The sequence below is a fragment of the Alcaligenes endophyticus genome, from assembly GCF_026344035.1.
Classification (GTDB): domain Bacteria; phylum Pseudomonadota; class Gammaproteobacteria; order Burkholderiales; family Burkholderiaceae_B; genus Alcaligenes; species Alcaligenes endophyticus.
The window spans coordinates 47,201-73,258 of the sequence record NZ_JAPKND010000004.1 but is presented as its reverse complement, the minus strand read 5'-3'; the positions used below and the strand labels follow the sequence as shown (position 1 = coordinate 73,258).

Annotated in this window: 20 protein-coding genes and 2 tRNA genes; 16 read left to right on the top strand and 6 right to left on the bottom strand. The window is 50.1% G+C overall.

All coding sequences use genetic code 11. The annotated features are described in order from the left end of the window. Nucleotides 1-77 precede the first annotated feature (77 nt). Nucleotides 78-815, top strand: a complete 738-nt coding sequence (phbB, locus tag OSH01_RS08750) for an acetoacetyl-CoA reductase (RefSeq protein ID WP_266123715.1) — start codon at nt 78-80, stop codon at nt 813-815. Nucleotides 816-858: 43 nt separating this feature from the next. Continuing rightward, nucleotides 859-1,407: a polyhydroxyalkanoate synthesis repressor PhaR gene (phaR, locus tag OSH01_RS08745; RefSeq protein WP_266123714.1), complete on the top strand. Its 549-nt coding sequence runs from the start codon at nt 859-861 to the stop codon at nt 1,405-1,407. On the opposite strand, the gene OSH01_RS08740 is transcribed toward phaR, so the two are convergent. From OSH01_RS08740 to OSH01_RS08730, 3 genes are all read right to left on the bottom strand, one after another. Then, on the bottom strand, nt 1,404-2,540 hold the full coding sequence (locus OSH01_RS08740; protein WP_266123713.1) for a GNAT family N-acetyltransferase: 1,137 nt from the start codon (nt 2,538-2,540) through the stop codon (nt 1,404-1,406). The genes phaR and OSH01_RS08740 overlap by 4 nt on opposite strands. 152 nt (nt 2,541-2,692) lie before the next feature. Next, a tRNA-Met gene (locus OSH01_RS08735) sits at nt 2,693-2,769 on the bottom strand. A gap of 699 nt (nt 2,770-3,468) precedes the next feature. After that, a tRNA-Met gene (locus OSH01_RS08730) sits at nt 3,469-3,545 on the bottom strand. Nucleotides 3,546-3,610: 65 nt separating this feature from the next. On the opposite strand from OSH01_RS08730, the gene scpB reads away from it, so the two are divergent. From scpB to typA, 8 genes are all read left to right on the top strand, one after another. After that, on the top strand, nt 3,611-4,351 hold the full coding sequence (scpB, locus tag OSH01_RS08725) for an SMC-Scp complex subunit ScpB (RefSeq protein ID WP_376918071.1): 741 nt from the start codon (nt 3,611-3,613) through the stop codon (nt 4,349-4,351). A 10-nt stretch (nt 4,352-4,361) separates the two neighbouring features. Beyond that, a complete protein-coding gene (rluB, locus tag OSH01_RS08720; RefSeq protein WP_266123712.1) occupies nt 4,362-6,107 on the top strand; it encodes a 23S rRNA pseudouridine(2605) synthase RluB in 1,746 nt (581 codons plus the stop codon). Nucleotides 6,108-6,435: 328 nt separating this feature from the next. Next, on the top strand, nt 6,436-6,927 hold the full coding sequence (gene rimP / locus OSH01_RS08715; RefSeq protein ID WP_266123711.1) for a ribosome maturation factor RimP: 492 nt from the start codon (nt 6,436-6,438) through the stop codon (nt 6,925-6,927). Continuing rightward, complete coding sequence (gene nusA / locus OSH01_RS08710) at nt 6,924-8,408, top strand: transcription termination factor NusA (protein WP_266123710.1); 1,485 nt, start codon at nt 6,924-6,926, stop codon at nt 8,406-8,408. Before rimP ends, nusA begins: the two co-directional genes overlap by 4 nt. A 66-nt stretch (nt 8,409-8,474) precedes the next feature. Then, nucleotides 8,475-11,609 carry a translation initiation factor IF-2 gene (gene infB / locus OSH01_RS08705; RefSeq protein ID WP_266123709.1) on the top strand — a complete coding sequence of 1,045 codons (3,135 nt, stop codon included), beginning with the start codon at nt 8,475-8,477 and terminating at the stop codon, nt 11,607-11,609. 3 nt (nt 11,610-11,612) lie between these two features. Then, a complete protein-coding gene (gene rbfA / locus OSH01_RS08700; RefSeq protein WP_266123708.1) occupies nt 11,613-12,017 on the top strand; it encodes a 30S ribosome-binding factor RbfA in 405 nt (134 codons plus the stop codon). 32 nt (nt 12,018-12,049) lie between these two features. Further along, entirely contained in the window at nt 12,050-12,802 is a 753-nt protein-coding gene (truB, locus tag OSH01_RS08695; protein ID WP_266123707.1) for a tRNA pseudouridine(55) synthase TruB, read from the top strand. A gap of 3 nt (nt 12,803-12,805) precedes the next feature. After that, complete coding sequence (typA, locus tag OSH01_RS08690; RefSeq protein WP_266123706.1) at nt 12,806-14,623, top strand: translational GTPase TypA; 1,818 nt, start codon at nt 12,806-12,808, stop codon at nt 14,621-14,623. A gap of 64 nt (nt 14,624-14,687) precedes the next feature. Here typA and OSH01_RS08685 read toward each other — a convergent pair whose 3' ends face one another. Continuing rightward, nucleotides 14,688-15,356: an LOG family protein gene (locus OSH01_RS08685; protein WP_266123705.1), complete on the bottom strand. Its 669-nt coding sequence runs from the start codon at nt 15,354-15,356 to the stop codon at nt 14,688-14,690. On the opposite strand from OSH01_RS08685, the gene polA reads away from it, so the two are divergent. Next, complete coding sequence (gene polA, locus OSH01_RS08680) at nt 15,355-18,072, top strand: DNA polymerase I (RefSeq protein ID WP_266123704.1); 2,718 nt, start codon at nt 15,355-15,357, stop codon at nt 18,070-18,072. The genes OSH01_RS08685 and polA overlap by 2 nt on opposite strands. Nucleotides 18,073-18,125: 53 nt before the next feature. On the opposite strand, the gene OSH01_RS08675 is transcribed toward polA, so the two are convergent. After that, nucleotides 18,126-19,799: a Na/Pi cotransporter family protein gene (locus OSH01_RS08675; protein WP_266123703.1), complete on the bottom strand. Its 1,674-nt coding sequence runs from the start codon at nt 19,797-19,799 to the stop codon at nt 18,126-18,128. Nucleotides 19,800-19,851: 52 nt separating this feature from the next. Beyond that, nucleotides 19,852-20,733: a protease HtpX gene (htpX, locus tag OSH01_RS08670; RefSeq protein ID WP_266123702.1), complete on the bottom strand. Its 882-nt coding sequence runs from the start codon at nt 20,731-20,733 to the stop codon at nt 19,852-19,854. A gap of 207 nt (nt 20,734-20,940) precedes the next feature. On the opposite strand from htpX, the gene OSH01_RS08665 reads away from it, so the two are divergent. From OSH01_RS08665 to dxs, 5 genes are all read left to right on the top strand, one after another. Further along, nucleotides 20,941-21,846 carry a DMT family transporter gene (locus OSH01_RS08665; RefSeq protein WP_266123701.1) on the top strand — a complete coding sequence of 302 codons (906 nt, stop codon included), beginning with the start codon at nt 20,941-20,943 and terminating at the stop codon, nt 21,844-21,846. Next, the gene (locus OSH01_RS08660; RefSeq protein WP_266123700.1) at nt 21,839-22,702 is read left to right on the top strand and encodes a sulfurtransferase; all 864 of its coding nucleotides are present in this window, start codon (nt 21,839-21,841) and stop codon (nt 22,700-22,702) included. The genes OSH01_RS08665 and OSH01_RS08660 overlap by 8 nt, the downstream gene beginning before the upstream one ends. Nucleotides 22,703-22,881: 179 nt before the next feature. Next, nucleotides 22,882-23,133, top strand: coding sequence for an exodeoxyribonuclease VII small subunit (locus OSH01_RS08655; protein WP_266123699.1), 252 nt, complete (start codon nt 22,882-22,884; stop codon nt 23,131-23,133). Nucleotides 23,134-23,136: 3 nt separating this feature from the next. Then, the gene (locus OSH01_RS08650; RefSeq protein WP_266123698.1) at nt 23,137-24,051 is read left to right on the top strand and encodes a polyprenyl synthetase family protein; all 915 of its coding nucleotides are present in this window, start codon (nt 23,137-23,139) and stop codon (nt 24,049-24,051) included. An 88-nt stretch (nt 24,052-24,139) separates the two neighbouring features. Continuing rightward, nucleotides 24,140-26,005 (top strand): 1-deoxy-D-xylulose-5-phosphate synthase, encoded by a 1,866-nt coding sequence (dxs, locus tag OSH01_RS08645; protein ID WP_290459670.1) that lies wholly within the window; start codon nt 24,140-24,142, stop codon nt 26,003-26,005. The last annotated feature ends 53 nt before the right edge of the window (nt 26,006-26,058 follow it).

Genomic DNA, 26,058 nt, shown 5'->3' with positions numbered 1-26,058 from the left:
GTCGATTTCTGTTTGTTGTCCGGTCATTGCACGCATAGCGATGACCTTTACCAGTCAGCACCATCAGGAGAGGGTTTATGAGTAGTAAGGTAGCGTATGTCACTGGGGGGATGGGAGGCATTGGTACAGTTATTTGCCAACGCTTGGCAAGAGATGGTTTTACAGTAGTAGCAGGTTGCGGGCCAAGTCGTGATCATGAAAAATGGCTTGATGAACAGGCCGCTGAAGGATATAGATTTTACGCCTCGGTTGGTAATGTGGCTTGCTGGGACTCCACTGTTGAGGCCTTTGATAAAGTCCGCGCCGAGCATGGTCCTGTCTCGGTACTGGTCAATAACGCGGGCATTACCCGTGATGGTACATTTCGCAAAATGGGGCTGGACGACTGGCGCAGTGTCATGGATACCAACCTGAATAGTTTGTTTAATGTTACCAAGCAAGTTATTGATGACATGGTGAATAACCAATGGGGGCGAATTATTAATATTAGTTCGGTGAATGGCCAAAAGGGGCAGTTTGGGCAAACCAACTACTCGACAGCGAAAGCCGGAATACATGGTTTTACGATGGCATTGGCGCAAGAGGTCGCAAGCCGTGGTGTTACTGTCAATACCGTCTCCCCAGGTTATATCGGTACAGATATGGTGCGTGCTATACGCCCCGATGTATTGGAAAAAATCGTTGCCACCATCCCAGTGGGGCGTCTGGGCACTCCGGAAGAAATTGGCTCTATTATTGCTTGGTTGGCCTCAGAGGAGTCTGCTTTTGCTACGGGCGCCGATTTCTCGCTAAACGGCGGCTTACATATGAGCTAACATAAGGCGTGCAATGCTATTTTTATTAGGGTAATAAAACAACATGGGTTCCCCTCGTCTGATTAAAAAATATCCCAATCGTCGTTTGTATGACACCCATGCCAGTGCTTACATTACTCTGGTCGACGTCAAGCAACTGGTATTGGATGGAATTGAACTGTCGGTCATTGATGCAAAAACAAATGAGGACTTAACCCGTAGTATTTTGCTGCAGATTATCCTTGAGGAGGAAAGCGGGGGTATACCCATGTTCTCTACCCCCGTATTAACGCAGATCATTCGTTTTTATGGAAATGCCCTGCAAGGGGTCATGGGCTCGTATTTGGAGAAAAATATCCAAACCTTCACAGAGGTTCAAGCGCGTATGACCGAACAGTCCAAGCACATGTATGGTAGTCAGTTTGGTCCTGAAGCGTGGACGCAGTTTATGCAGGTGCAGGCGCCGGTACTGCAGTCAGTGATGAATAGTTATATTGACCAAAGTAAAAACTTGTTTGTGCAGATGCAAGACCAAATGCAGGATCAAACTCGACAGATGTTTTCCGTCTTTCCATTTACTCCCCCCTCGGGGAAAGACGACAAAAAAGACTAGTTGTGCTCAACCGTTTTCTTTTTGAATGGGCTATGCAGAGTCAGTGATTCTGCATACTCATTTACTGCTGGCGTTTCTTGGTCTAAAAAGTGCTGTATGGCAGCAGAAAATTGTGCATCTGCAATCCAGTGAGCCGAATAAGTGGTTATCGGAAGTAAGCCGCGAGCAAGTTTATGTTCGCCTTGTGCGCCACCTTCAAAAGATCGTATTTCTTGGGCAATGCAAAACTCAATAGTTTGTGTATAGCAGGTTTCAAAGTGCAGGCCGGGCAAATAGTGCATGCTGCCCCAGTAGCGTCCGTACAAACTGTCTTTATCTCGTATGCATAAAGCGCTGGCTAGGGCGGATTCGTGTTGGTCCGCGACGATGAGTACCCATGACTCTGGATTATCGTGGTACCAGCGCTTAAAAAAAGCGAAGTTTAAGTAAGGTAGCTGCCCTCTGCTTAAATAGGTGTGCGCGTAGCATTGATAAAAGAAGTCTAAATCGGCAGGAGTTATTTGATCTCCTTGCAGATGCCGGAAGCGGACTCCGGCCGCGTGTACTTTTTTGCTGTCTTGGCGCATTTTTTTTCGTTTGTCGCGCGTCATACTAGCAAGAAAGTCCTCCATGCTTGAGTACGATTCGTTGTGCCAGTGGAACTGAACGTTCGTACGTAACATAAAGCCAGCCTGTTCTAAGGCCAGGCGATCTTGTTCATCTGGGAATAAAACATGGAGCGATGAGAAGTTTTGCTGTGCAGCGAGTTGTTGCAGGCCCTGAGCTAGCAGTTGTTTATGCGAGGAGTTGTTGGCTAATAGGCGGGGGCCAGACACAGGAGTGAATGGTACGGCAACCAGCAGTTTTGGATAATATGCCAATTGGTGCTGAGCATAAGCCTGAGCCCAATGGTGATCAAAAACATACTCGCCACGTGAGTGTGTTTTGACGTATAGAGGCACGGCTCCTACAAGTTCATTGTTTTGGTGTAGTAATAAGTAATTGATATTCCAGCCTGTAGCTTGTGTCGCGCAATTTTCCTGTTCTAGCGCATAGAGAAAATCATGGCGAGTGAACACATGCTGGCTTAATGCATCCCAAGCTAGAGGATTAACTTGCTGTAAGGAGTGAACGATGGAATAAGTATTAGTCACTGTTGTGGGGTAAAAAAGCTAAGAAAAAGTGACTAAAGTATAAGGTACGGACGATTACGGCCCAACATACATCCACTTTGTTTACAGTGGAAGTTGAGTGCGTCCTTTAAAACAAAAAAGCCAAACGTTGATACGTTTGGCTTTTTTTAATTTGGTTGCGGGGGCAGGATTTGAACCTACGACCTTCGGGTTATGAGCCCGACGAGCTACCATGCTGCTCCACCCCGCGTCTGAAGTGTTAACTATAACCTAGTTTTTTGAGCTTTGTCTAGTATTTAATCTGTTTTTAATAATGATTTTGTAAAAACAAAGGTTGCCTCTCGTTTTTGTGAGTAATTCTGTAGGCAAACCCGTCTGTTATTATTTGGGCGTCGATCGACGGAGTTCAGGCTAAAGCAGGTAGGGATTGCATGGTCGAGTCTGCGGCTCAGCATGACTGTCTTAAACAAGGCACAAAATTCTTGCTTCGTAGGTGAAATTGATGGTGTAATAGAGCCATTGATCAGGCAACCTTTACTTTCATCAGACTTAAAAAGCTTAAAAAAGCGTAGGTGAAATAATTACAGGTTAGTTACCCTGATAACCGTATTCAAAAATTATCGCTGTGGTGTTGGTGCCAATTTGGCACTTATAGAAATAAGCCACAAGCCGTGCTGCACACAGTGCGTAGCAGGCAAGATTCAAAGCTGCATCCCATACTAAGGATTGCTTTCGATTATTGCGAAGAAGTTCTCAGCTTTTATTATTTTTGCAATTGTACGTGGTCGTGTGTTTGCGCCATTTATCCTATTCCATGCTGCCAGTTTTAAATCTGACTTTAATGTCAGGGGGTTTGCTGCGCGCAAGAATACCGGGCGCGTTGATGGGGCAGGGGGTAATGAGCAGGCAAAGAAAAAGCCAGATGCTCAATACATCTGGCTTTCAAATTTGGTTGCGGGGGCAGGATTTGAACCTACGACCTTCGGGTTATGAGCCCGACGAGCTACCATGCTGCTCCACCCCGCGGCAAGAAAAAGATAATAACCTTTATAGGTAAAGTATGCAAGTGTGTACCACGATGCAGGTTTGGTGTGACTGACAACGAGTTTATTAGAGTGCTGGAGACAGCACTACTGTGTGCGGCTCACCCTATGAGCTTGGCGGAAATGCGCAAAATGTTCGTGTCGCCGGAGCTCTCTGTAGAGGATGCACGACGGTTTTTGGCGGTATTGCAGTTAGATTGGCGAGACAGGGGCTTGGAGTTGGTGCAAGTGGCTGGTGGGTGGCGATTTCAAAGTCGTGCTTCTATGCAGCCATTTTTGTCGAGGCTGACGCTTGATAGGCCGCCTAAGTATTCTCGTGCAGTGCTTGAGACGTTAGCGATCATAGCCTGGCGTCAGCCGGTTACACGAGGCGATATTGAGGATATTCGTGGAGTGGGTGTCTCAAGCCAAATTATACGTGTGCTGGAAGAGCGAGGCTGGATAGAAAGCATAGGATTTAGAGACGCACCTGGTCGTCCAGCTTTGCTGGGAACCACGAGACAGTTTTTGACGGACTTGGGTTTACGTTCCTTAGATGAACTGCCCGATATCGATAATCTCGATTCGGCGGATTTGTTTAGAACACTGCCCGGGCACGTACAGGAAGAATTGCAACAGCAGCAAACTACTCAGGAACAGGTAGGGATACCGCTTGCGTCTGCTGAGGGGGTGCATGCTGGATTAGAGGTCAGCATTAAGACTGAGGTGGCAGGGGAGGTGCAGAGCTCCGCCCATGTTGAGGAGCCTTTGAGTGCTGGGCCGCACAGGAATATAAAAATACAGGAGTAAATATTTCAAAATGAGTGAATCTCAAGAAAGTCTGGTGCAGCACGCTCCAGCACAGTCTGCCGATGGTACTAAAGCTTCCAAGCCTCGTGGGCAGGGACGCAAGTTGCGTACTCCTTTTCGTCGGCGTCGTGGTGATGCAAGCACTGAGTCGGCTGCTAAGCCCGTAGCGAACCAGGCAGAGGGTGAGGCTGCGCAGGCTGCGGCTCCCATGCGCCAAGCTAACAAGCCAGTCAGGGCTAGAACTCGGGGGCCTCAAGGACAGAGTCGGCCCGCGCAAAACAGGCGTGCAGGCGCTCGACCAGCGGCTAAGCGAGGGGGTAGGGCTCAGCCGCGTCAGCATGAGCAGGTTGGTGCGCCGGTTGAAATCATTGAAGGTGAGGATGATATCGCGCTAGGTCATCTGGCGAAGCAGGCGCGTTTGTCGCAGCGTTTGGGTAAGTTTTTGGACAGCGAGCTAATTCAGCCTAAGTTGCACAAAGTGTTGGCCGATGCAGGTGTGGGGTCTAGGCGTGACATGGAAGACCTTATTATTGCGGGTCGAGTGTCAGTGAATGGTGAACCCGCCCACATAGGGCAGCGTGTCGCGCAAAGCGATAAAGTTCGCGTCAATGGCCGTTTGATTGCGCGTCCCAATACTAAAAAGCCGCCACGGGTTTTGCTTTATCATAAACCGGCTGGTGAAATCGTTAGTCATGATGATCCTGAGGGGCGTGCCACGGTTTTTGCACGTTTGCCGCATTTGAAAGTAGGCAAGTGGCTGTCGGTAGGGCGCTTGGATCTAAACACCGAAGGCTTGTTAATTTTTACCACTTCTGGCGATGTGGCTAATCGTATGATGCATCCTCGTTATGGGGCGGAGCGTGAGTACGCGGTAAGGGTGTTAGGTGAGTTGGGTGAAGAGCAGACTCGCGCCTTGGTTGAAGGGGTGCAGTTAGAGGACGGCCCCGCTAAATTCGGGTTGCTCGAGTCCTTGGGCGGGGAAGGAAGTAATCGCTGGTATCGCGTTACTATTAATGAGGGGCGTAACCGCGAGGTGCGTCGCATGTTTGAGGCGGCGGGAGTGACGGTGAGTCGCTTGATACGTACACGCTTTGGTGATGTGGTTTTGCCACGCGGGCTCAGGCGTGGTCGCTGGGAGGAGCTGGAGCCTAATCTTGTCACTGCGTTTATGCTGCGTTTGGGGTTGCTCAAAGAAGCGGGTGCGGACGAAGGTCGTCAGCAACAAGAGCGTCAGCCGCTCAGCCATGACAGTGCTTTGCCTCCCGGGTTTGGAACGATGGATAACAACGGTTTGATTGGAGCTAGATTAAGTCGCTCAGGGCGAGTGTCTCGTCGTGGGCCCTCCAGGTCTCGTGACGCGATGCCCGCAGATGTGTCCCATGGGTCGGCGTTATTTATTAGTGGTGGCCTAGCGAACGGTCATCCTGATGCCGGTCGAGGTGCTGCTCGGGGAGAGGGGAGAGGTGCAACTGCCAGACCAGCGCGTAAAACAGTAGGACGGAGTCGTCCTGCAGGTAACGGGAATGCTCGTGGGCCTGCGGTAAAAGAAAATGTTGCGTCTAAGCGACCCCGCAGAGCTCGGCCAGCGGTGCGTGCTGAGCAGCCTATGTCTCAGGTTTTATCCGAACGAGCTCCTGCTCCAGTAAAGAAAACGACGGTGATTCGACGTGTAAGCAAACTCAAGCGTGATGCCGACTGGCAGCCCATAAGTCAGTCAGCTCACGAGTCACGCTTGATTCGTGGTGGCGACTCATAGGGCAGTTTTGTTTGCGCGCAACGAGCACGGGCGTAAATTTTAACTTGTGCGTAAATCTGGGTTAAGCTCGCGAAATAGCAGGTATTTTTTTGAATTTCTGTTAGAATATACGACTTGACCCAGATGAGTAGGTTTGCACTGGGTGCACAGCTGTGCTGTATGTCGCTAGTGGCTTGGTTTAGGGCTAGGGGATATTTACCAGCATAGTGATATAAACATAACCTCACGTGTGTGCGGGTGTGTTGGCAGTGCATGGCAAGTCACGGCATAGTGGCTGGGCTTGCATAGTAATCATGGGCTGGCATACAGCCCATTTTTTTTGGATTTTATGGCAGACATCTTAACCTTGGTTCAGGAAACCCTGGCAGGCACCGAGCTCGAGTTGGTGGACGTTGAACGTGCGCCCTTGGGCTTGTTGCGCGTGGTCATCGATCACCCGGAAGGGGTGCGTATCGAGCATTGCGAGACGGTTTCCAAACAATTGTCACGTGTATTCGAAGTCGAGGACATCGATTACAACCGCTTAGAGGTTACCTCCCCAGGGGTGGACCGACCATTGCTGCGTATTGCTGATTTTGTGCGCTTTGCTGGTCAGCGGGTGCAAGTGCGCTTGCACGAGGCGGTAGATAACCGCAAGGTGTTTGTTGGTACATTGGTGGCGCCCGAGCAGGTAACGGCCTTAGATGTGCCGACCACTAGCCTATTCAGATTGGAACTGGACGACGTGGCAGGCCAGCTAAATGAACTCCAATTCACTTATGATCAGGTGGATAAGGCCAAACTGGACCCTGTTCTTGATTTCAAAGGTAAGAAGCGATGAGTCGCGAAATTCTATTGCTGGTTGATGCGTTGGCGCGTGAGAAATACGTATCGCGCGAGGTTGTCTTTAGTGCGCTGGAAGGCGCTCTGGCGTCCGCCATGAAAAAGCGCTTCAAAGAAGATGTTGATATCCGCGTAGACATTGACAGGGACACGGGTAGCCATGAGGGCTTCCGACGCTGGCTAGTCGTGCCCGATGAGGCAGGCCTACAAGAGCCTGATCGCCAAGAGCTCTATTCTGAGGCGGTAGAGGTTGATCCTGACTTAGAAGTGGGTGACTACATTGAAGAGCCATTAGAACCGATTGAGTTCGGTCGTATTGGTGCGCAAGCGGCTAAGCAAGCTATTTTGCAAAAAATCCGTGATGCTGAGCGTGAGCAAGTGCTGAATGATTTCTTGGAACGCGGGGAAACCGTTGTTTCAGGCACGGTTAAGCGTATGGATAAGGGCGATGTCATTGTAGAAATGGGCAAGATCGAGGCCCGTTTGCCACGCACTGAGATGATCCCTAAGGAAAATATACGGGTAGGTGACCGTGTGCGAGCTTGGGTGCAGCGAGTAGACCGTGCTGCACGCGGACAACAGGTTATTTTGTCGCGTACCGCTCCCGAATTCATAAAGGAACTTTTTGAAAATGAAGTGCCTGAAATAGAGCAGGGCTTGTTGGAAATTAAGGCAGCCGCTCGCGACGCTGGCATACGGGCCAAAATCGCTGTGATTGCCTACGACAAGCGTATAGATCCTATTGGTACTTGTGTTGGTATGCGAGGTTCACGCGTAACTGCCGTGCGTAACGAGTTAGGTGGTGAGCAAGTGGATATCGTGCTGTGGGCAGATGACCCAGCAGAATTTGTGATTGCAGCTTTGGCGCCAGCCCATGTCGAGTCTATTTTGGTAGACGAAGATAAGCATGCCATGGATGTGGTGGTAGACGAAGAAAACCTACCTAAAGCAATTGGTTCACGCGGACAAAACGTGCGTTTGGCCTCTGAGCTTACCGGTTGGCAAATTAATATCATGACGCCTGAAGAAAATCAGAATCGTCAAGAAGAAGAGCGTGCGGAGCTGCGCACTATGTTCATGTCCCGTTTGGACGTGGATGAGCAGGTGGCAGATATCCTCATTGATGAGGGCTTTACTGGTCTTGAAGAGGTTGCATACGTTCCCTTGCAAGAACTGCAAGAGATCGAAGCCTTTGACGAAGAAACAGTAAATGAGCTGCGTACACGCGCTCGTAATGCTTTACTCAGCGAAGCAATAGCTAAAGAAGAACTTGTGCAAACCGCTACACGGGAGCTGCAGGAGCTAGAAGGTCTAACTCCTGAGCTGATTGCCAAGTTGGCTGAAAACCAAGTTGCAACTTTAGATGATCTAGCAGAGCTAGCTAGTGATGAACTAGCAGAGGTTGCTGGAATTAGTACCGATGAAGCCAGCCAGTTGATTATGCGTGCGCGCGCTCACTGGTTCGATGACGAGGAATAATCATGGCTAATTAGGTCCCTAAGTTGTATTCATTAAGAATAGTAGTAGTAAGCAAGAGAGAGTCGAATGCCGAGTAACACTGTCGCCCAGTTCGCTCAAGAACTGAAAATGCCAGCTGATGCACTGTTGGAACAGTTGCAAACAGCTGGTATTAAGCTCAAATCGGTGAATGATCCCATTACCGATTCGGATAAGGCGAAACTGCTTGAGTCTTTGCGCCGTTCCCATGGAGGTGCGGAGGGGAATAAGATTACCCTAACACGCCGCCAAACTTCCGAGATTCGCCAAGCAGATGGGTCTGGACGCTCACGCACGATTCAAGTTGAAACACGTAAAAAACGTGTATTCGTCAAGCGTGATCCATCCGAGTTGGCGGCAGAGGCAGCGGCTGACCTGCAGCAAGAGGCACGGCAGGCTGCAGTAGCAACGCAAAAAGAAGCCACTGAGACTCAGTCGGCAGATGTTATGCCTGCTGCCTCGACAGCACCCACTGTACCAGCTTCGGCAGACACTCCAGCACCCGCGGTAGTGAATGCTGTTGAAAATGAGCCCGCTCCAATGACCAGTGAGCCTGTTAAGGCAAGCGCTGCTGTCGAGGAGCCCTCTGTAGTCGCTCAGCAAACCGAGCCAGAAAAGAAAGCAGAGGCTCCTGTTGAGGCAGTAAACCAACCAAAAACCGAAAACGTTCCTGTCTCCGCTCCTGCAGATATTGAAACTGCACCAGCAGCAGAGACAGCCATTAGCAAACCCGAGCCACAGCCTGTTGCTGAGCCTACAGCAGTGGCTGTATCGGTTACGCAAGAAACTAAGCCTGTGGTTCCAGCAAGTCAGGCCAAGACCGAAGAGAAGCCAGTGGTACCTGTTAAACCAGAGACTGAAAACCGTAAACATACATCCTCCAATAAACCCCAGGGTCAGGCTAACGGGAATCAACCCCGTAGTGGTGCACAAAGCGCTCCTCGTCGTGATGCCCAGGCGCAGCAGGGCCAACGCCCTCCAGCGCCTCGTGCAGCAGGCCCACGCACAGCCGCGCCGCGCGCCGCAAGTCCGCGTGCGGCTGAGCCCGAGCTCGATGTCGATCGTGAGCGTGCCCGTAAAGCCGCTGAAGCAGAGGCAGCAGCGCTACGTGAGATGCTGAGTCGTCCACGCAAAGTTTTGCGCGCACCTGAAACTGAGGGAGAAACAGGTAAGTCTGTTAAGGGCGCAGCTCGTAAAGACGGTAAAGTTGCCGCAAAAGGCGAAAAAGCGCCTGTTAAAGTAGTGAAAGCCGATGGCAGCGCATGGGCAGGAGACAGCTCTCGCAAGAAGCAAACCTCCAAAGCGGAAGTGGCTTCCGTGGCCGCAGGTGGCGGTCGTGAAGCCTGGAAAGCCAGTGCAAAACGTGGAGGCGGTCGCAACTCTCGTGGACGTAACGCGCAAAATGATCGCCGTGAGCCTCAGGTAGCCGAGTTTATTGCACGTGAAGTTCACGTGCCCGAGACCATCACCGTTGGAGACTTAGCTCACCGTATGGCGGTTAAAGCTGCTGAGGTGATTAAGCATTTGATGAAGTTGGGTCAAATGGTCACCATTAACCAGGTGCTGGACCAAGAAACCGCCATGATTTTGGTGGAAGAACTAGGCCATACAGCTATTGCAGCCAAACTGGATGATCCCGAGGCCTTCTTGGTCGAGTCCGAATCTGATGCTGAGTCCATGCCCCGTGCTCCAGTTGTAACGGTAATGGGTCACGTGGATCACGGTAAAACCTCCTTGTTGGATTACATTCGACGCACGAAAGTGGCCTCTGGTGAGGCGGGTGGCATTACTCAGCATATTGGTGCTTACAACGTAAAAACAGATCGTGGTACAGCGACGTTCTTAGATACTCCTGGACACGAAGCGTTTACCGCTATGCGTGCTCGTGGTACGAAATCCACTGACGTGGTTATTTTGGTGGTGGCTTCCGATGACGGCGTTATGCCTCAGACACGCGAAGCGATTCATCACGCACGCGCTGCAGGTGTGCCGTTAGTGGTGGCGATTAACAAAATTGACAAGCCAGAAGCCAACCCCGAGCGCGTTAAGCAGGAATTGGTTGCTGAGCAGGTGGTGCCTGAAGAGTATGGCGGTGATGTTCCTTTCATTGCTGTCTCTGCAAAAACAGGTCAAGGTATTGATGAACTGTTAGAAAACGTATTGCTGCAAGCGGAGATGCTGGAGTTGACAGCTCCTGTGGACGCACCTGCTAAAGGTACAGTGATTGAGGCACGATTGGATAAAGGTCGTGGTCCGGTAGCGACGATTCTCGTACAGAGCGGCACCTTGAATCGTGGTGACACTGTGTTGGTTGGTTCTAGTTACGGCCGTGTACGTGCTATGGTGAACGAACTAGGCAAGAACCTGCCTACAGCGGGCCCTTCTATTCCGGTAGAAATTCAAGGTCTAACCGAAGTTCCCGCCGCTGGTGACGAAATGGTGGTGATGGTAGACGAGCGTAAAGCACGTGAAATTGCGTTGTTCCGTCAAGGCAAGTTCCGTGATGTTAAGCTTTCACGCCAGCAAGCCGCTAAGCTAGAGTCCATGTTTGACAACTTGGGCGAAGGCACACAGACGTTGTCCTTGATTATTAAAACGGACGTGCAGGGTTCCCAAGAAGCATTGGTTTCTTCTTTAGTTAAGCTGTCTACTGAAGAGGTGCGAGTGCAAGTGGTACACGCTGCAGTAGGCGGAATTTCTGAAAGCGATGTTAACTTAGCGATTGCCTCTGAAGCAGTGATTATTGGCTTTAACGTTCGTGCCGAGCAAAGTGCTAAAAAATTAGCCGAAAACAACGGTGTAGATATTCGTTACTACAACATCATTTATGATGCAGTAGACGAAATTAAATCAGCGATGTCGGGCATGTTGGCACCTGAGCAGCGTGAAGAGATAATCGGTATGGTTGAAATCCGAGAGGTCTACCATATTTCGCGAATTGGTAGCGTGGCTGGTTGTATGGTGACAGAAGGGGTTGTACGACGTGACTCACAAGTACGTTTACTCCGTAACAATGTCGTACAGTGGACAGGTTACCTAGAATCGTTGCGCCGTTTCAAAGACGATGCACGTGAGGTAAGATCTGGTTTTGATTGCGGTATCACATTGCGTGGCAATAACGATATCGAAGTGGGCGATCAGCTGGAAATCTTCGAAATCAAAGAGATCGCTCGTACGCTTTAATTTATGGCAAGACACAAGTCCAAACCTAACCCAGGGCGCAATTTGCGCCTCGCCGACCAGATCCAAAAGGATCTGGCGGTATTGATCCAGCGCGAAATAGATATGAGTCGTGCAGGCCTAATAACGCTGACCGAAGTTGAGTTGTCAGCGGATTATGCCCATGCCAAAGTCTATTTTTCTGTGCTTGGTGCCGAACCAGAGCTGACCACCACCATTTTGAATGAAAAGGCTGGTTGGCTATATTCCCAACTTTATAAGTTACTGCACATTCACACGGTGCCTACACTTAAGTTTATCCACGACAATCAGTTGGCTCGTGGTATAGAACTATCACGTCTGATCGACAGTGCCATCGCAGGCTCTGCGGATACTTCGATCCCTGAAGATCCTGACGACGATCAATCCTGATCGTCCTTTTTTATTCACGGACAAAATAAATAATGGCTACGCGACGTCGTGGGCAGTTGATAGATGGTGTGTTGTTATTGGATAAGCCCGATGGCTTATCCAGTAACCACGCCTTACAACGAGCCCGTCGTGCATTAGATGCGCGTAAGGCAGGGCATACCGGCACGTTAGATCCGTTTGCTACTGGTTTGTTAGTGTGTTGCTTTGGTCGAGCAACGAAGATTTCCTCCACCATGCTAGAGGCTGATAAAGCCTACGAAGCAACCTTGTTGTTTGGTCAGGAAACTGATTCGGGTGACCTAACAGGAAATGTGGTTCAAACTGCGACTGCGTCATTTCAAGGGGTGACGCAGGCTGAGCTAGCAGCAGTACTGCCACAATTTCGCGGTAAAATTGCACAGGTGCCACCGATGTACTCGGCCCTGAAGCGTGATGGTAAACCGCTCTATGAGTATGCTCGTCAGGGCATAGAACTGGAACGAGCTCCACGCGAAATTACGATTCATGACCTTGAAATCATGGATTTATCAGGACAAAGCGCACGCTTATTTGTCCGTTGTAGCAAAGGTACTTACATTCGTACTTTGGCACAGGATATAGGTCGTGCGTTAGGTTGCTATGCCCATTTAACGGCATTGCGACGAACAGAGTTAGGGCCGTTTTCGATCTCGGCGGCCCATGGGTTAGAGGCTTTGCAACAAATGGACAATCCATCGTCTACTTTGCTAAGTATAGATAGCCTGCCAGCAGAGATTTTGCCCAAAAAACTTCAATCGGAAGGATGAGTTATGAGTCGCGCATTGCGCAATGTGGCTATTATTGCCCACGTTGACCACGGTAAAACTACACTGGTCGATCAACTGTTAAAACAATCGGGTACGTTTCGAGAGAACGAACACGTATCAGATCGCGTGATGGACTCGGGTGATATCGAGAAAGAACGTGGTATTACGATTCTTGCTAAAAACTGTGCCGCCGAGTTTGAGGGTACTCATATCAATATCATTGATACCCCTGGACACGCAGATTTCGGTGGTGAGGTAGAGCGTGTATTGTCTATGGTAGACGGCGTATTGTTGCTGGTCGATGCCGTAGAAGGGCCTATGCCACAAACGCGTTTTGTCACCCGTAAAGCGTTGGAACTGGGTTTGCGTCCTATTGTGGTGGTCAATAAAGTTGACCGCCATGGTGCACGTCCAGATTACGCTATTAACGCTACGTTTGATCTGTTTGACAAATTAGGCGCTACAGAGGAACAGCTCGATTTCCCTATTATTTACGCCTCAGGTCTAGCTGGCTATGCCGGTCATACTGATGACGTGCGTTCCGGGGATATGAAACCTTTGTTCCGTGCCATCATAGAACACGTTCCGCAGCGCGAGGACGATGCGGAAGGTCCTCTACAATTACAGATCTGTTCCTTGGATTACAGCTCTTACGTCGGTAAGATCGGTGTAGGCCGTGTTAATCGTGGCCGAGTACGTTCAGGTCAAGATGTAGTGGTGAAGTTTGGTCCAGAAGGACAGCCGATAAAAGGTCGTATTAACCAAGTGCTGAAGTTCCGTGGCTTGGAGCGCGAGCAAGTGGCCGAAGCCTTGGCCGGTGATATCGTACTCATTACAGGTATAGAAGAAATCGGTATTGGGTGTACGGTCACCGATCCCGAGGCCCAAGAGGCTTTACCGATGTTACGCATTGACGAGCCTACTTTGACCATGAACTTTATGGTGAACACCTCTCCCCTTGCAGGTCGTGAAGGTAAGTTTGTTACCAGCCGGCAGATACGCGATCGTTTGGACCGCGAACTGAAGGCTAACGTCGCCTTACGAGTGAACGACACAGCGGATGACACCGTGTTTGAAGTATGTGGCCGCGGTGAACTGCATTTGACGATATTGATCGAAAATATGCGTCGTGAAGGTTATGAGCTTGCGGTATCGCGTCCCCAAGTGCTGATTCGCGAAGAAAATGGCGAGAAGCTTGAGCCTTACGAGTTGTTGACCGTTGATATCGAAGACGGACACCAGGGCGGCATTATGGAAGAGCTTGGCCGGCGTCGTGGTGATTTATTAGATATGATTCCAGATGGTCGTGGTCGGACGCGTTTAGAGTATCGTATCCCTGCGCGCGGCTTAATCGGCTTTCAGGGCGAATTTATGACCCTGACACGCGGTACAGGCCTGATGAGTCATATCTTCGATGAGTATCGCCCTATGCGTGATGGCTCTGTAGGTGAGCGTCGTAATGGCGTGTTGATTAGCCAAGACGATGGTGACGCTGTCGCGTATGCATTATGGAAGCTGCAGGAGCGCGGACGTATGTTTGTCTCGCCAGGCGAAGCCCTTTACGAAGGCATGATCATTGGTATTCATAGCCGTGATAATGACTTGGTGGTTAACCCCATTCGCGAGAAAAAGCTGACTAACGTGCGCGCCTCGGGTAAAGACGAGCATATTGATTTAGTTCCTCCTATTCGTTTAACGCTGGAGTACGCGGTAGACTTTTTGGATGATGATGAATTGGTTGAAGTCACGCCCAAGTCAATACGTTTACGTAAGCGCTATTTAAAAGAGCACGAGCGTCGTCGTCATTCGCGTGAATCTTAATTTTCGCGAGTAAGCACAGTAAAAAGCCTGCGTGAAAGCAGGCTTTTTACGTTCAGAGCATCTTTTATTGAGGCAGTACAGGCTCAGAGCTGGGTATGACGCAGCATTCGTGTATATGATGCATCACTATATCTAAGTCGTCAGTCAGTATGAGCAAGTCTAAATCGTGAGGGCCGATGAGTCCCTGGGTTTGGAGCTGATCGCGAATCCAGTTAATTAAACCTGACCAGAACTTGGTTCCTATCAGTACAATGGGCGCAGGGGGAATCTTGCGCGTTTGCACTAGCGTTAGCACTTCGAATAACTCGTCTAGTGTGCCAAACCCCCCAGGTAAGGCGATGTACGCGGCGCTGTGCATGAAAAAAGTAGCCTTGCGTGAGCAAAAGTACTCAAATTGTAAGCTTTGTGTTTGGTAGGGGTTGTTGGAGGTTTCGTGCGGTAAGCGTATATTAAGCCCTATGCTTTGCCCGTGCGCTTCGAAGGCTCCTTTGTTGGCTGCTTCCATCAAGCCCGGACCGCCACCAGCAATAAGAGTCAGGCCAGCTTCTGCCAGACGTCTTCCCACTTCCTGAGCGATTTCATAGTAGGGTGTGCCGGGCTTGATGCGTGCGCTACCAAAAACGCTAATTCCAGCCCCCATTTCTTTTAAGGTGTTAGCCGCTGTTTGCAACTCTTCCATGATGGTTGGGATTTGCTCGGAGGCGGTTAAACGAACTGCTTTATTGTTAGACATGAAAAAAACCTTGTTGCTTGTTGATGGTTCCAGCTACTTGTACAGAGCGTATCATGCGATGCCTGATCTGCGAAATGCTGATGGTGCTCCGACGGGGGCACTTTATGGTGTGATTTCCATGTTACGTCGTTTGTTGCAGGATCACCATGCAGATTATATGGTTTGCGTATTCGATGCTAAAGGCAAAACGTTTCGGGATGATTTGTACGATCAATATAAGTCGCATCGGCCTCCCATGCCAGACGATTTGGCCACTCAGATAGCGCCTTTGCATGATGCGGTGCGTGCGTTGGGTTGGACTTTGATTTGCGAGCCAGGTGTCGAGGCCGATGATATTATTGGTACGCTTTCTGAGGCGGCTAGTAAGCAGCAGATTCACACCATTGTCTCTACCGGCGATAAGGACTTGGCTCAGTTGGTTAACCAGCACGTGGAGCTGGTTAATACGATGAATAATGAACGTTTAGATATGGCTGGGGTAGAGGCGAAGTACGGGGTGCGGCCAGAGCAAATTATTGATTATCTGATGCTGATCGGCGATACCTCGGACAATATCCCAGGTGTACCTAAAGTGGGCCCCAAAACAGCTGCGAAGTGGTTAGCTGAATATGGCAGTTTGGATAAGCTTGTCGAACAAGCAGATAAAATTAAGGGGGTGGCTGGGCAAAATTTACGCGACTTCATTCCTAACTTTGAATTGACGCGACAGCTCACGACGGTCAAATTAGATTGCCAAGTACCTGGCTTTGCAAAAGACTTTAGCGTTTTTAGGCCGCACCCTCGTAATACAGAAGTCCTCCGTGAGCTGTATGAGCAATACGGATTTCGCACTTGGTTGCGTGAGTTGACGCAAGATCCAGAGCGTATTCCGGCCGGAGATAGTCGTGTCGAGGTGCAGACCCCCGCCGCTCCTCTAGAGCTAGATTATCAAACTATCACTACTGAAGCTCAACTGAGCGCGCTGTTGCAGCAGCTTAAGGCTGCCAAGCTGGTGGCCCTCGATACAGAAACCACCTCACTGGATCCATTTGAGGCCCGTCTGGTGGGCTTGTCGGTAGCAATGCAGACGGGGAAGAGTTTTTATGTCCCAGTCGGGCATGTTGCCCCGGGTGATATTGAACAATTGGATAAGGCTTTCGTCTTGGCAACATTGCGTCCTTGGTTGGAAGACGCAGAGGCCCCTAAGGTGCTGCATAATGCTAAATATGATACGCATGTTTTTCTCAACGAAGGAATTTCCTTAGCGGGGATAAGCGATGACACCATGCTGCAAGCTTATGTGTTGCAATCGCATAAGCGCGTCAATATGGAAGAGTTGGCGCTGCAGTGGTTAGGCCTAAAGGGCACCTCGTACGAGGAGATTTGCGGCAAAGGAGCTAAACAAATTGGTTTTGAGCAGCTCGATGTGGCCACTGCCGCTCATTATGCGTGTGAAGATGCAGATTTTACGCTTCGTTTACATGAGTGCTTACGTCCTAAGGTGGCAGAACATTCGGGCACTGAGGACATCTACCATCTAGAGATTTTAGTGTCTCGTTGTTTGACCACTATTGAGCGCAATGGTGTGAAAGTGGATGCTCAGGTGTTGGCCGAGCAGAGCCATGAGTTAGGGCAAAAAATGCTGGCCCTGGAGGCAGCGGCCTACGAACTAGCAGAACAGCCTTTTAATATGAACTCACCCAAGCAGGTGGGAGAGATTCTATTTGTGAAGCAAGGTATACCCGTCGTTCGTAAAACGGCCAGCGGAGCTCCATCTACGGACGAGGATGTGTTGACGCGCTTAGCGCAAGATTATCCTTTACCTAAGCTGTTGTTGGAGTACCGCGGCTTAAGCAAGTTGAAGTCTACCTACACGGACAAATTGCCAACCATGATTAATAAGTCCACGGGTAGAGTCCACACACGCTACTCTCAGGCTTCGGTTATCACGGGACGGCTGGCCTCATCAGATCCTAACTTACAAAATATCCCCGTACGCACCGCCGAGGGAAGACGCGTACGTGGTGCATTTATTTCTGAGTTGGGTCGTGTGGTGTCTGCTGACTATTCTCAAATTGAGTTACGCGTTATGGCGCATGTGTCAGGAGATAAAAATCTGCAAAAAGTGTTTGAGATGGGTGGGGACGTACATAGCTCAACCGCTGCTGAGGTGTTCTCTGTTCCTTTGGCTCAGGTCTCGTCAGAGCAGCGTAGAGCTGCTAAAGCGATTAACTTTGGTTTGATTTACGGCATGGGTGAGTTTGGTTTGGCGAGTAATTTAGGGATTACACGTGACGCTGCTAGAGCCTATATCGATCGCTATTTTGCACGTTACCCTGGGGTGGCGGACTACATGAGCCGCATTAAAACCCAAGCACAGGAACAAGGTTATGTGGAGACCGTTTTTGGCCGTCGTCTGTGGTTACCCGATATAAAAGGGGCCAAAGGCCCACGTCTTGCCGGTGCACAACGAGCCGCCATTAACGCTCCTATGCAAGGCACTGCGGCAGATTTAATTAAAAAGGCTATGGTTGCCGTTCAGGATTGGATAGAAGCGCACGAGCTGCGTACTTTATTAGTGATGCAGGTGCATGATGAACTGGTGCTAGACGTGCCTTTAGACGAGTTAGCGTTATTGCACCAAGAGTTGCCGGGTTTAATGTGTCAAGTCGCGACCTTGGATGTGCCGTTAGTCGCGCAGTTGGGTGAGGGGGACACTTGGGAGCAGGCGCACTAGCCTGCATAGCGCTAGGCTAGAATTAGCTTAGCGCTTTTTTATTGGCCAGATGCCTATGGCGTCATGTCTTGATTGCTGCGTACGCGATTGGCCAGTAACTCACCATGCTTGGACAAAATTGGGTAGGCGACAGCGCTAACTAAGAAAGCGTTAATGGCCCCAAGATCTCGGATAATCTCCAGATATACCGAGCCTATATCGGCGGAATCAATGTTGCCGGCTTTAATAGCCTGTAAGTGGCGCTCGGCAACGGTGCTTTCTAACTCGCGAAAGTAGTCTTTTTCAAAGGCTAGATAACGTGCGGTTTTGACATCTTCGGCGACAAATAGTGCGGCAGCCTGCCGCTGGTTACGGATTAGCCTATCTAACACCTTATTGAGTTCATCTTTTTGTAACGGCGATAACGACGTGGCCAGCTTACGTAAGTTAGCGGTATGCGCCGATAAGCTAGTGACGCTAACGCTAGCCGCATGGGCAATATTAGAAGCAAAGGCAAGCACTTCGTTTAAGCGTCGAGTATCGGCGGTATTCAGGTTTTCGTTGTCGAGCCTAGCAAGATAGGCAGTAATAGCCATTTCCAAACGGTTCACAGCACTTAAAATATAGCGCACATGATTATTGTTTTGATTGTGGTTGCTTAGTAAGGCTGTGCGAGCCATACCCAAAATGCTTTGTAACATATCTGCCAGACGCAGCGCTTCCCGAGCGGCATTGCCCAGCGCTACGGCAGGGACTTCATGCGCGGAGGCGTCTAAGTATAGGGGCTTGGCAGGGTCATCAGGGTCGCTACGTTTGGGGAAGCGCTTAGTAAGTAGCTTGGCGTAAGGCTTAAGTAAAGGGAAAAACAGGGCTGCAGTGAAAATATTAAAAAGCGTATGAAAATTCGCTACTGCCCGGGCCGGATCGTCAGTCAGCCAACTCATCGCTGCAGGCACCCAAGGAAGCACTAGCATGGCCAGAGTGCAGCCAGCAAGGCGAGTACCAAAATTACCGATAGGCAGGCGCTTGGCCGAAGGGTCGTTTTCGCCTTGTGTGCCCTCGAGGATAGGGTTGATGGCCGTGCCTAAGTTAGCTCCTAATACCATCGCATAGGCAAGCTCTGGAGCGATGAAGCTGTGGTTGGCCAATGACATGATGAGTATCACAATGGCAACACTAGAATGTGCAGCCCAAGTGAGTGCCGCGGCAAGGAGCAACCCGATGAATGGGGCGTCGGCCAGCGCATCTAAGATGGTTTTAAGTAAGGGGGCTTGCTCAAGAGGAGCAAATAGGCTCACGAGCTCGTGTAGGGCTAGTAATAGCAGCCCCAGTCCAATGGCGACGCGGCCCAGATCGCGTTTGCGGCCAGGGCGTTGTGATTGGAACAGCCATACCCCTAATAAAATGAGGCCAGGGGCGATGGCGGTAAAGTTAAAGGACAGCAGTTGGACGATGAGCGTCGTCCCGACGTTGGCACCCAGCATAGCAGCCAGGGCAGGAACTAAGGCCAAGAGCCCACCAGCGGCAAAACTGGTAATCATGAGACCTGTGGCCGTGCTGCTTTGTACGGCCGAGGTAATTAAGGCGCCGCTTATAAAGGCTTTGCTAGGGCGGTTTAGTGCTTGCCCTAGCCAAACCCCTAATTGCGCGCCAAATGCGCGTTGCACGCCGGTTTGTACCATATGTACGCCCCACATTAGCAAGGCGATATAGCCACCGAAATTAAGCAGTATAAGAATCTCTTTCATGCCCGCCATGATAGCGTAACGCGGGCCTGCTCATACAGGGTAAAGGGTATTTTTACCTTACCGTGGCATTTTGCAAAGCGGCAATACGAGCAGGAATGGGTGGGTGAGAAGCGAGCAGGGCACTGACTGCTTTGCCGCCGGAAATTCCTGCTGCTTCAATGTTTTTAGGTAGGTCACCGGAGTGCATCCCCCCTAAACGAGCCAAGGCATTAATCATGGGTTGGCGTGCACCTAATAGTTGGGCAGAGCCAGCGTCGGCACGGTATTCGCGTTGGCGAGAGAACCATGCCACGATAATGGAGGCTAAAATGCCGAAAATAAGTTCGCAGGCAAACACAGCAGCGTAATAGCCAACACCAAAACCGCGTTCGTTTTTTAAGAGCACACGGTCTACAAAGTAACCCACGATACGCGCAAGGAAAATAACAAACGTATTGACTACCCCTTGTATGAGGGTGAGGGTGACCATGTCACCATTGGCAATGTGGGCGACTTCGTGCCCTAGCACCGCTGTGACTTCTTCTTCCGTCATGCCATGCAGCAAGCCAGTAGAAACAGCCACTAAGGCATCGTTTTTAAAGGCACCCGTAGCAAAAGCATTCGGCTCGCCGTCATAAATGGCCACATCAGGACGTCCAATGCCGGCCCGGTCAGCTAACTGATGAACCGTGTCTACCAGCCAGGCCTCGTCGGCGTTACGAGGCGCTTGAGGGTCAATAACGTGAGCGCCAACGCTGTGTTTGGCCATTGTTTTGCTCAGCAATAATGAAATAAAGGAGCCAGTAAAGCCCACAATGGCTGAGAAAATCAGAAGTTGGGTTAAGTCTAGACCTTGCGAGGTTAAATATCGACCTACGCCTAAAATATTCATGGAGGCGCTGAGGACCAGCATGACGGCAAGGTTGGTAATCAGAAATAAGACAATGCGCTTCATGAGAAGTATTCCTGGCGAATCAAAGAGTGATAGGACTGATGGTTGGGCTGAGGGTTCCGTCTGTGCCACAACTGAAAGGCTTTAAAAGCTAGAATTGTACGCAATTTATGCAACAGCTTAGAGCTAGATATGGGGGTGAACCGTATTTTTGCAAGCAAAAGAGTATAGTAATAACTTTAACGAATAACTATCTTTTTGGTCGCAGACATGCAGTCACTTTGGATGTTGCTTGCCAGCATCATGTTCGCGCTGATGGGCGCTTGTGTAAAAATTTCCGCCGATTTAGGGGTGTCTTTGCCTCAGGTTGTGCTGTTTCGTGGTTTGCCTTCTGTGGTGCTCATTGCTTTATGGGCTCACCTACGATCACGGCGCCTCAGGCCAGATAGTTGGAAGTTGCATATCCGTCGCAATATCTCGGGTGTCATGTCGATGTGGCTTGGGTTTCTAGCCTTATCAACCTTGCCTTTGTCTACCGCTGTGAGTTTGAACTACACGGCGCCTTTATTTATTGCTACTTGGCTATTGGTGTGGGGCGGTTCGCAGCGTGACCCCATTCGTATCTTGGCCGTCTTGTTCGGTTTCCTAGGGGTGTTGGCTGTTTTACGCCCCAGTATTAGCGAGGAACAGCTGATCTATGCCATGTTTGGTTTAACCGGTGGGGCACTGGCCGCGTTTGCCATGATGCAGATACGTGCCTTAGGTAGAGTAGGTGAACCAGAGTGGCGCACTGTATTTTTGTTTTCGTGTTTTGTCTGTGCAAGCAGTGTCATTGGATTGGGTATACAAGGATGGAGCGATCTGTCTTATGAAGCTTGGGCGGCAGTGATAGGGGTGGGCTTAGCGGGTTTAATCGGACAGCTAGCGATGACACGCGCCTTTGGTTTGGGGTCGGCCCTGTTGACGGCTGCCTTGCAATACACCACCATCATCTTTGCCGCCTTACTAGGTATGATGTTTTGGGGGGATATCCCCGATGTCGTGGCTTGGGCAGGAATGGTATTAATTATTGCTTCTGGTTTATTGTCTGTTTGGCGCACCTATCACGAAGATCGTATTATGCGAGGGCAGGCAGGAGCAACAACGACTCAGCGAGTGGAGGAAGATCATGTATAAATATTTGATTACACCAGAACAATTAAAACAACACTTGCACGAGCCAGGGTACCTAATCTTTGATGTTCGGCATGATCTGCTTAATCACCAAGCGGGTTTGCACGCTTATCAACAAGGGCATATACCTGGTGCGCTGTTCCTCGATCATGAACAGCAGTTAGCGGCCGAAAAAACAGGTAAAAATGGGCGTCATCCTTTACCCAAGCGTAGTGACTTTGCGGCATTAATGCGGTTACAAGGGCTGGGGACGCGTACTCAGGTAGTGGTGTACGACAGTAGTAACGGTTTGTTTGCTTGTCACTTATGGTGGATGTTGCGTTGGTTGGGGCATGAGAAAGTCGCGGTGCTCGAAGGTGGATGGCCTTCTTGGTTAGCGATAGGCGGTGAGCAGGAGACCGGTATACGCAAGCCCGCGCGCACCGAAGCACAGGCTTTGCAAAGCTTGCCTATGTCAGAGCACGCGGCAATGCCTGTGCGTACGGTGGACCAAGTTTGTGCAGAGCTAGGTAATGATAATCGGGTCGTGTTGGATGCTCGAGCTCCTGAGCGCTTCCGTGGCGAGCACGAGCCTATGGATCCAGTCGCTGGCCACATTCCGGGCGCACTGAACCGCAGCCATCTGCAAAACTTAGAGGCCGACGGTAAGTTCAAAACCATCGAAAAGTTGCGCGAGGAGTTTGACGCTTTACTGGGGCATATAAAGCCACCGCAGGTAACGCATCAATGCGGCTCGGGAATTACCGCATGCCATAATTTGTTTGCGATGGAAATGGCTGGCTTGGCAGGGTCTAATTTGTACCCTGGCTCATGGAGCGAGTGGGTCGCGGATGCTAGCCGTCCTGTAGAGCTGGATTAGTCCTTTTACTCATTAAAAGTGCAATAAGCGCCGCTGAGCGGCGTTTTTTTCGTGCTTTGAATAATTTAGTAAAGAAGAAAACAGAGGTTTTAACAGTAAGTGCTGCACATTCCCGTACAATTCGGTCTGAATGCAAAGCTGGCACGCTGCCAGAGTGGTTATAAATTGAGAATATATTCATGCTAGAGAGTCAAGATAAAGCAGCAACTGTAGAGGCTGCTGATTTCGAATCAGCATTAGCAGAGCTAGAAGCTTTGGTAGCCAGTATGGAAAGTGGCAGTTTGCCCTTAGAGCAGTCTATTAAAGCTTATGAGCGTGGTGTAAGTTTGGCCAAGCTATGCCAGAGCCGACTGGATCAGGCCGAGGAGCAAGTGCGCGTATTGCAGGAAAATTTGTTACGCCCGTTGTCTAGTGCTGATGAGCAGGAGTAGGTGATGAGTACATCCTCGTTAGAGTTTGATCAATGGTTGCAATTGCGCATAACCGAAACAGAGTCAGTCTTAAATACGGTGTTGCCTTTAGCAGAGCAAGCGCCGCAACGCTTACATGAGGCCATGCGTTACGCTGTCCTGGGTGGCGGTAAGCGAGTACGCGCCAGCTTGGTCTATGCCGCCGGTGAGGCGGCGCTGCAAGGTAAGCCTATGGCAGCAGCGCAGGAGAAGGCCTTGGGGTTGGCTGCCGCAGCGGTAGAGCTGATTCATGCTTACTCCTTAGTGCATGACGATTTGCCCTGTATGGATGATGATCAGCTTAGGCGTGGTATGCCCACCGTGCATGTGCAATATGGTGAGGCTTGCGCCATGCTAACGGGTGATGCTTTGCAGCCCTTGGCCTTTTCAGCCTTGGCACAAATGCCGGTGGCTCCCGCCTTGGTGGTACAAGCCATGGGTTTGTTAGCGCGAGCAGCGGGCAGCCTTGGTATGGCAGGTGGGCAGGCGATAGATTGTGATAGTGTCGGTAAAAGCTTAAGTCAAACCGAGCTCCAAACTATGCACAGTTTAAAAACGGGTGCCATGCTAGAGGCCAGTATTTTAATTGGTGGCATTGTAGCGGGTGCGTCGTCAAGTGTGCGTCAGGGCTTACAGCATTATGCCGATGCGGTGGGCTTGGCTTTTCAAGTAGCCGATGATATTTTAGATGTGACGGCCGATACAAAAACGTTAGGTAAAACGGCGGGCAAAGATGCCGCTGATAACAAACCAACGTATGTGTCTATTATGGGTCTGGAGGGTTCACGCAACTTACTGCAAGAACTCGCGCAAAATGCAGCACTTGCCATACGACCTATCGGGGCATCTGGCTTGCGTTTGAAACAGTTAGCTGAATATATCGTCGATCGCGACCGATAATTAGGGCCTGAGCTCATACCGGTTTACAATATTCAGTTCCCCCTTGATTGTATAGGGCATGCCCCTTTTTCTGCCTTAGAGCATGTGTATGGCCAAAGTATCCTTAGAACAAATTCAAGCACCTGCTGATTTACGGCAGTTAGATATGCGTGAGTTACGAGACATCACGAGCCAATTGCGTGAGTTTGTTTTGCGATCGGTTTCCCAAACTGGTGGGCATTTATCTTCCAATCTGGGCACGGTAGAGCTTACCAGTGCGTTGCATTACGTGTTTGAAACACCGCACGATCGCATTGTTTGGGATGTGGGGCATCAATCCTATGCGCACAAAATTTTAACGGGCCGACGTGAGCAAATGGCTGGTTTGCGCCAGTTCGGTGGAATATCAGGTTTTCCTAAGCGGTCTGAGTCCGAATACGATGATTTTGGTACGGCGCACTCATCCACTTCTATTTCTGCCGTATTAGGTATGGCGGTGGCCTCGCGGAATGCGGGTATTAAACGGCAGCATATTGCCGTCATTGGCGACGGTGCCATGACTGCCGGGATGGCTTTCGAGGCGTTAAATAATGCAGGCGTCACGCCGGGTGTGAACGTGTTGGTTATTTTGAATGACAACGATATGTCTATCTCACCGCCGGTAGGGGCACTTAATCGGTATTTAGCACGGTTGATGTCAGGTCAGTTTTATGCGCGCGCCAAAAATGTTGGCAAAGCCGTACTGCAGCATGTGCCCCCGGTGTTAGATTTAGCGCGTAAATTTGAAGGGCATGCTAAGGGTATTTTATCACCCGCCACGTTGTTCGAAGAGCTGGGCTTTAACTACGTAGGCCCTATCGATGGTCATGATTTAGATGCTTTGGTGCCGACCTTACAAAATTTGCGTGAATTAGGTGGCTTGCAATTTTTGCATGTGGTGACGCGCAAAGGCCAAGGGTATAAATTGGCCGAGGCTGATCCGGTGCTTTATCATGGCCCGGGTAAGTTCGATCCAGATGTAGGAATAGTTAAGTCCAGCGAGCCGCAAAAAATTAGCTTTACGCAGGTGTTCGGGCAATGGCTGTGCGACATGGCAGCTCACGATGAACGGTTATATGGCATTACACCAGCAATGCGTGAAGGCAGTGGCATGGTGGAGTTCGAGCAACGTTTTCCTACCCGTTATTTTGATGTAGGGATTGCTGAGCAACACGCAGTCACGTTTGCTGCTGGACTGGCCTGTGAAGGTCAAAAGCCTGTGGTGGCTATTTATTCGACTTTTTTGCAACGTGGTTACGATCAGTTAATTCACGATGTAGCCTTACAAAATTTAGATGTCACGTTTGCTCTCGATCGTGCTGGCTTGGTGGGCGCCGATGGGGCGACTCATGCGGGCAATTATGATATTGCTTTCTTGCGTTGTGTTCCCAATATGGTGATTGCTACGCCATCGGATGAGCAAGAAACCCGTTGCTTATTAAGTACTTGTTATCAACATCCGGGTCCGGCTGCGGTGCGTTATCCACGCGGCAACGGCGTAGGGAAACCTGTACAACCAAACTTAGCCAGTGTGGAATTAGGTAAAGCTAAGGTAGTGCGAATGGGTAAAGCCATTGCCTTGCTGGCGTTTGGGCCAATTTTATATGAGGCAGCCAAGGTTGCTGAGAAGTTCAATCTAACGCTGATTGATATGCGTTTTGTGAAACCCTTGGATACCGGTTTGCTGCAAGAGTTAGCCCAGACTCATATGGGCTTTGTCACGCTTGAAGAAGCCGCGCTGATGGGGGGCGCTGGTAGTGCAGTGCTTGAGTATTTCAGTGCTGCCGACATTACCGTGCCTGTACTGACATTAGGTTATCCGGATGAGTTCATTGATCATGGTGATCAAAAACGTCTAGCCGCTAACTTGGGGCTGGTGGCAGAAGGTATAGAGCGTTCGATAACTGAGCGTTTTTCCGATTTGCTCGAGGCCTGAATTCGCAAATAAGTGCGGAGAGCAATTTTGTTGTTTATACCAGACCATCCGTA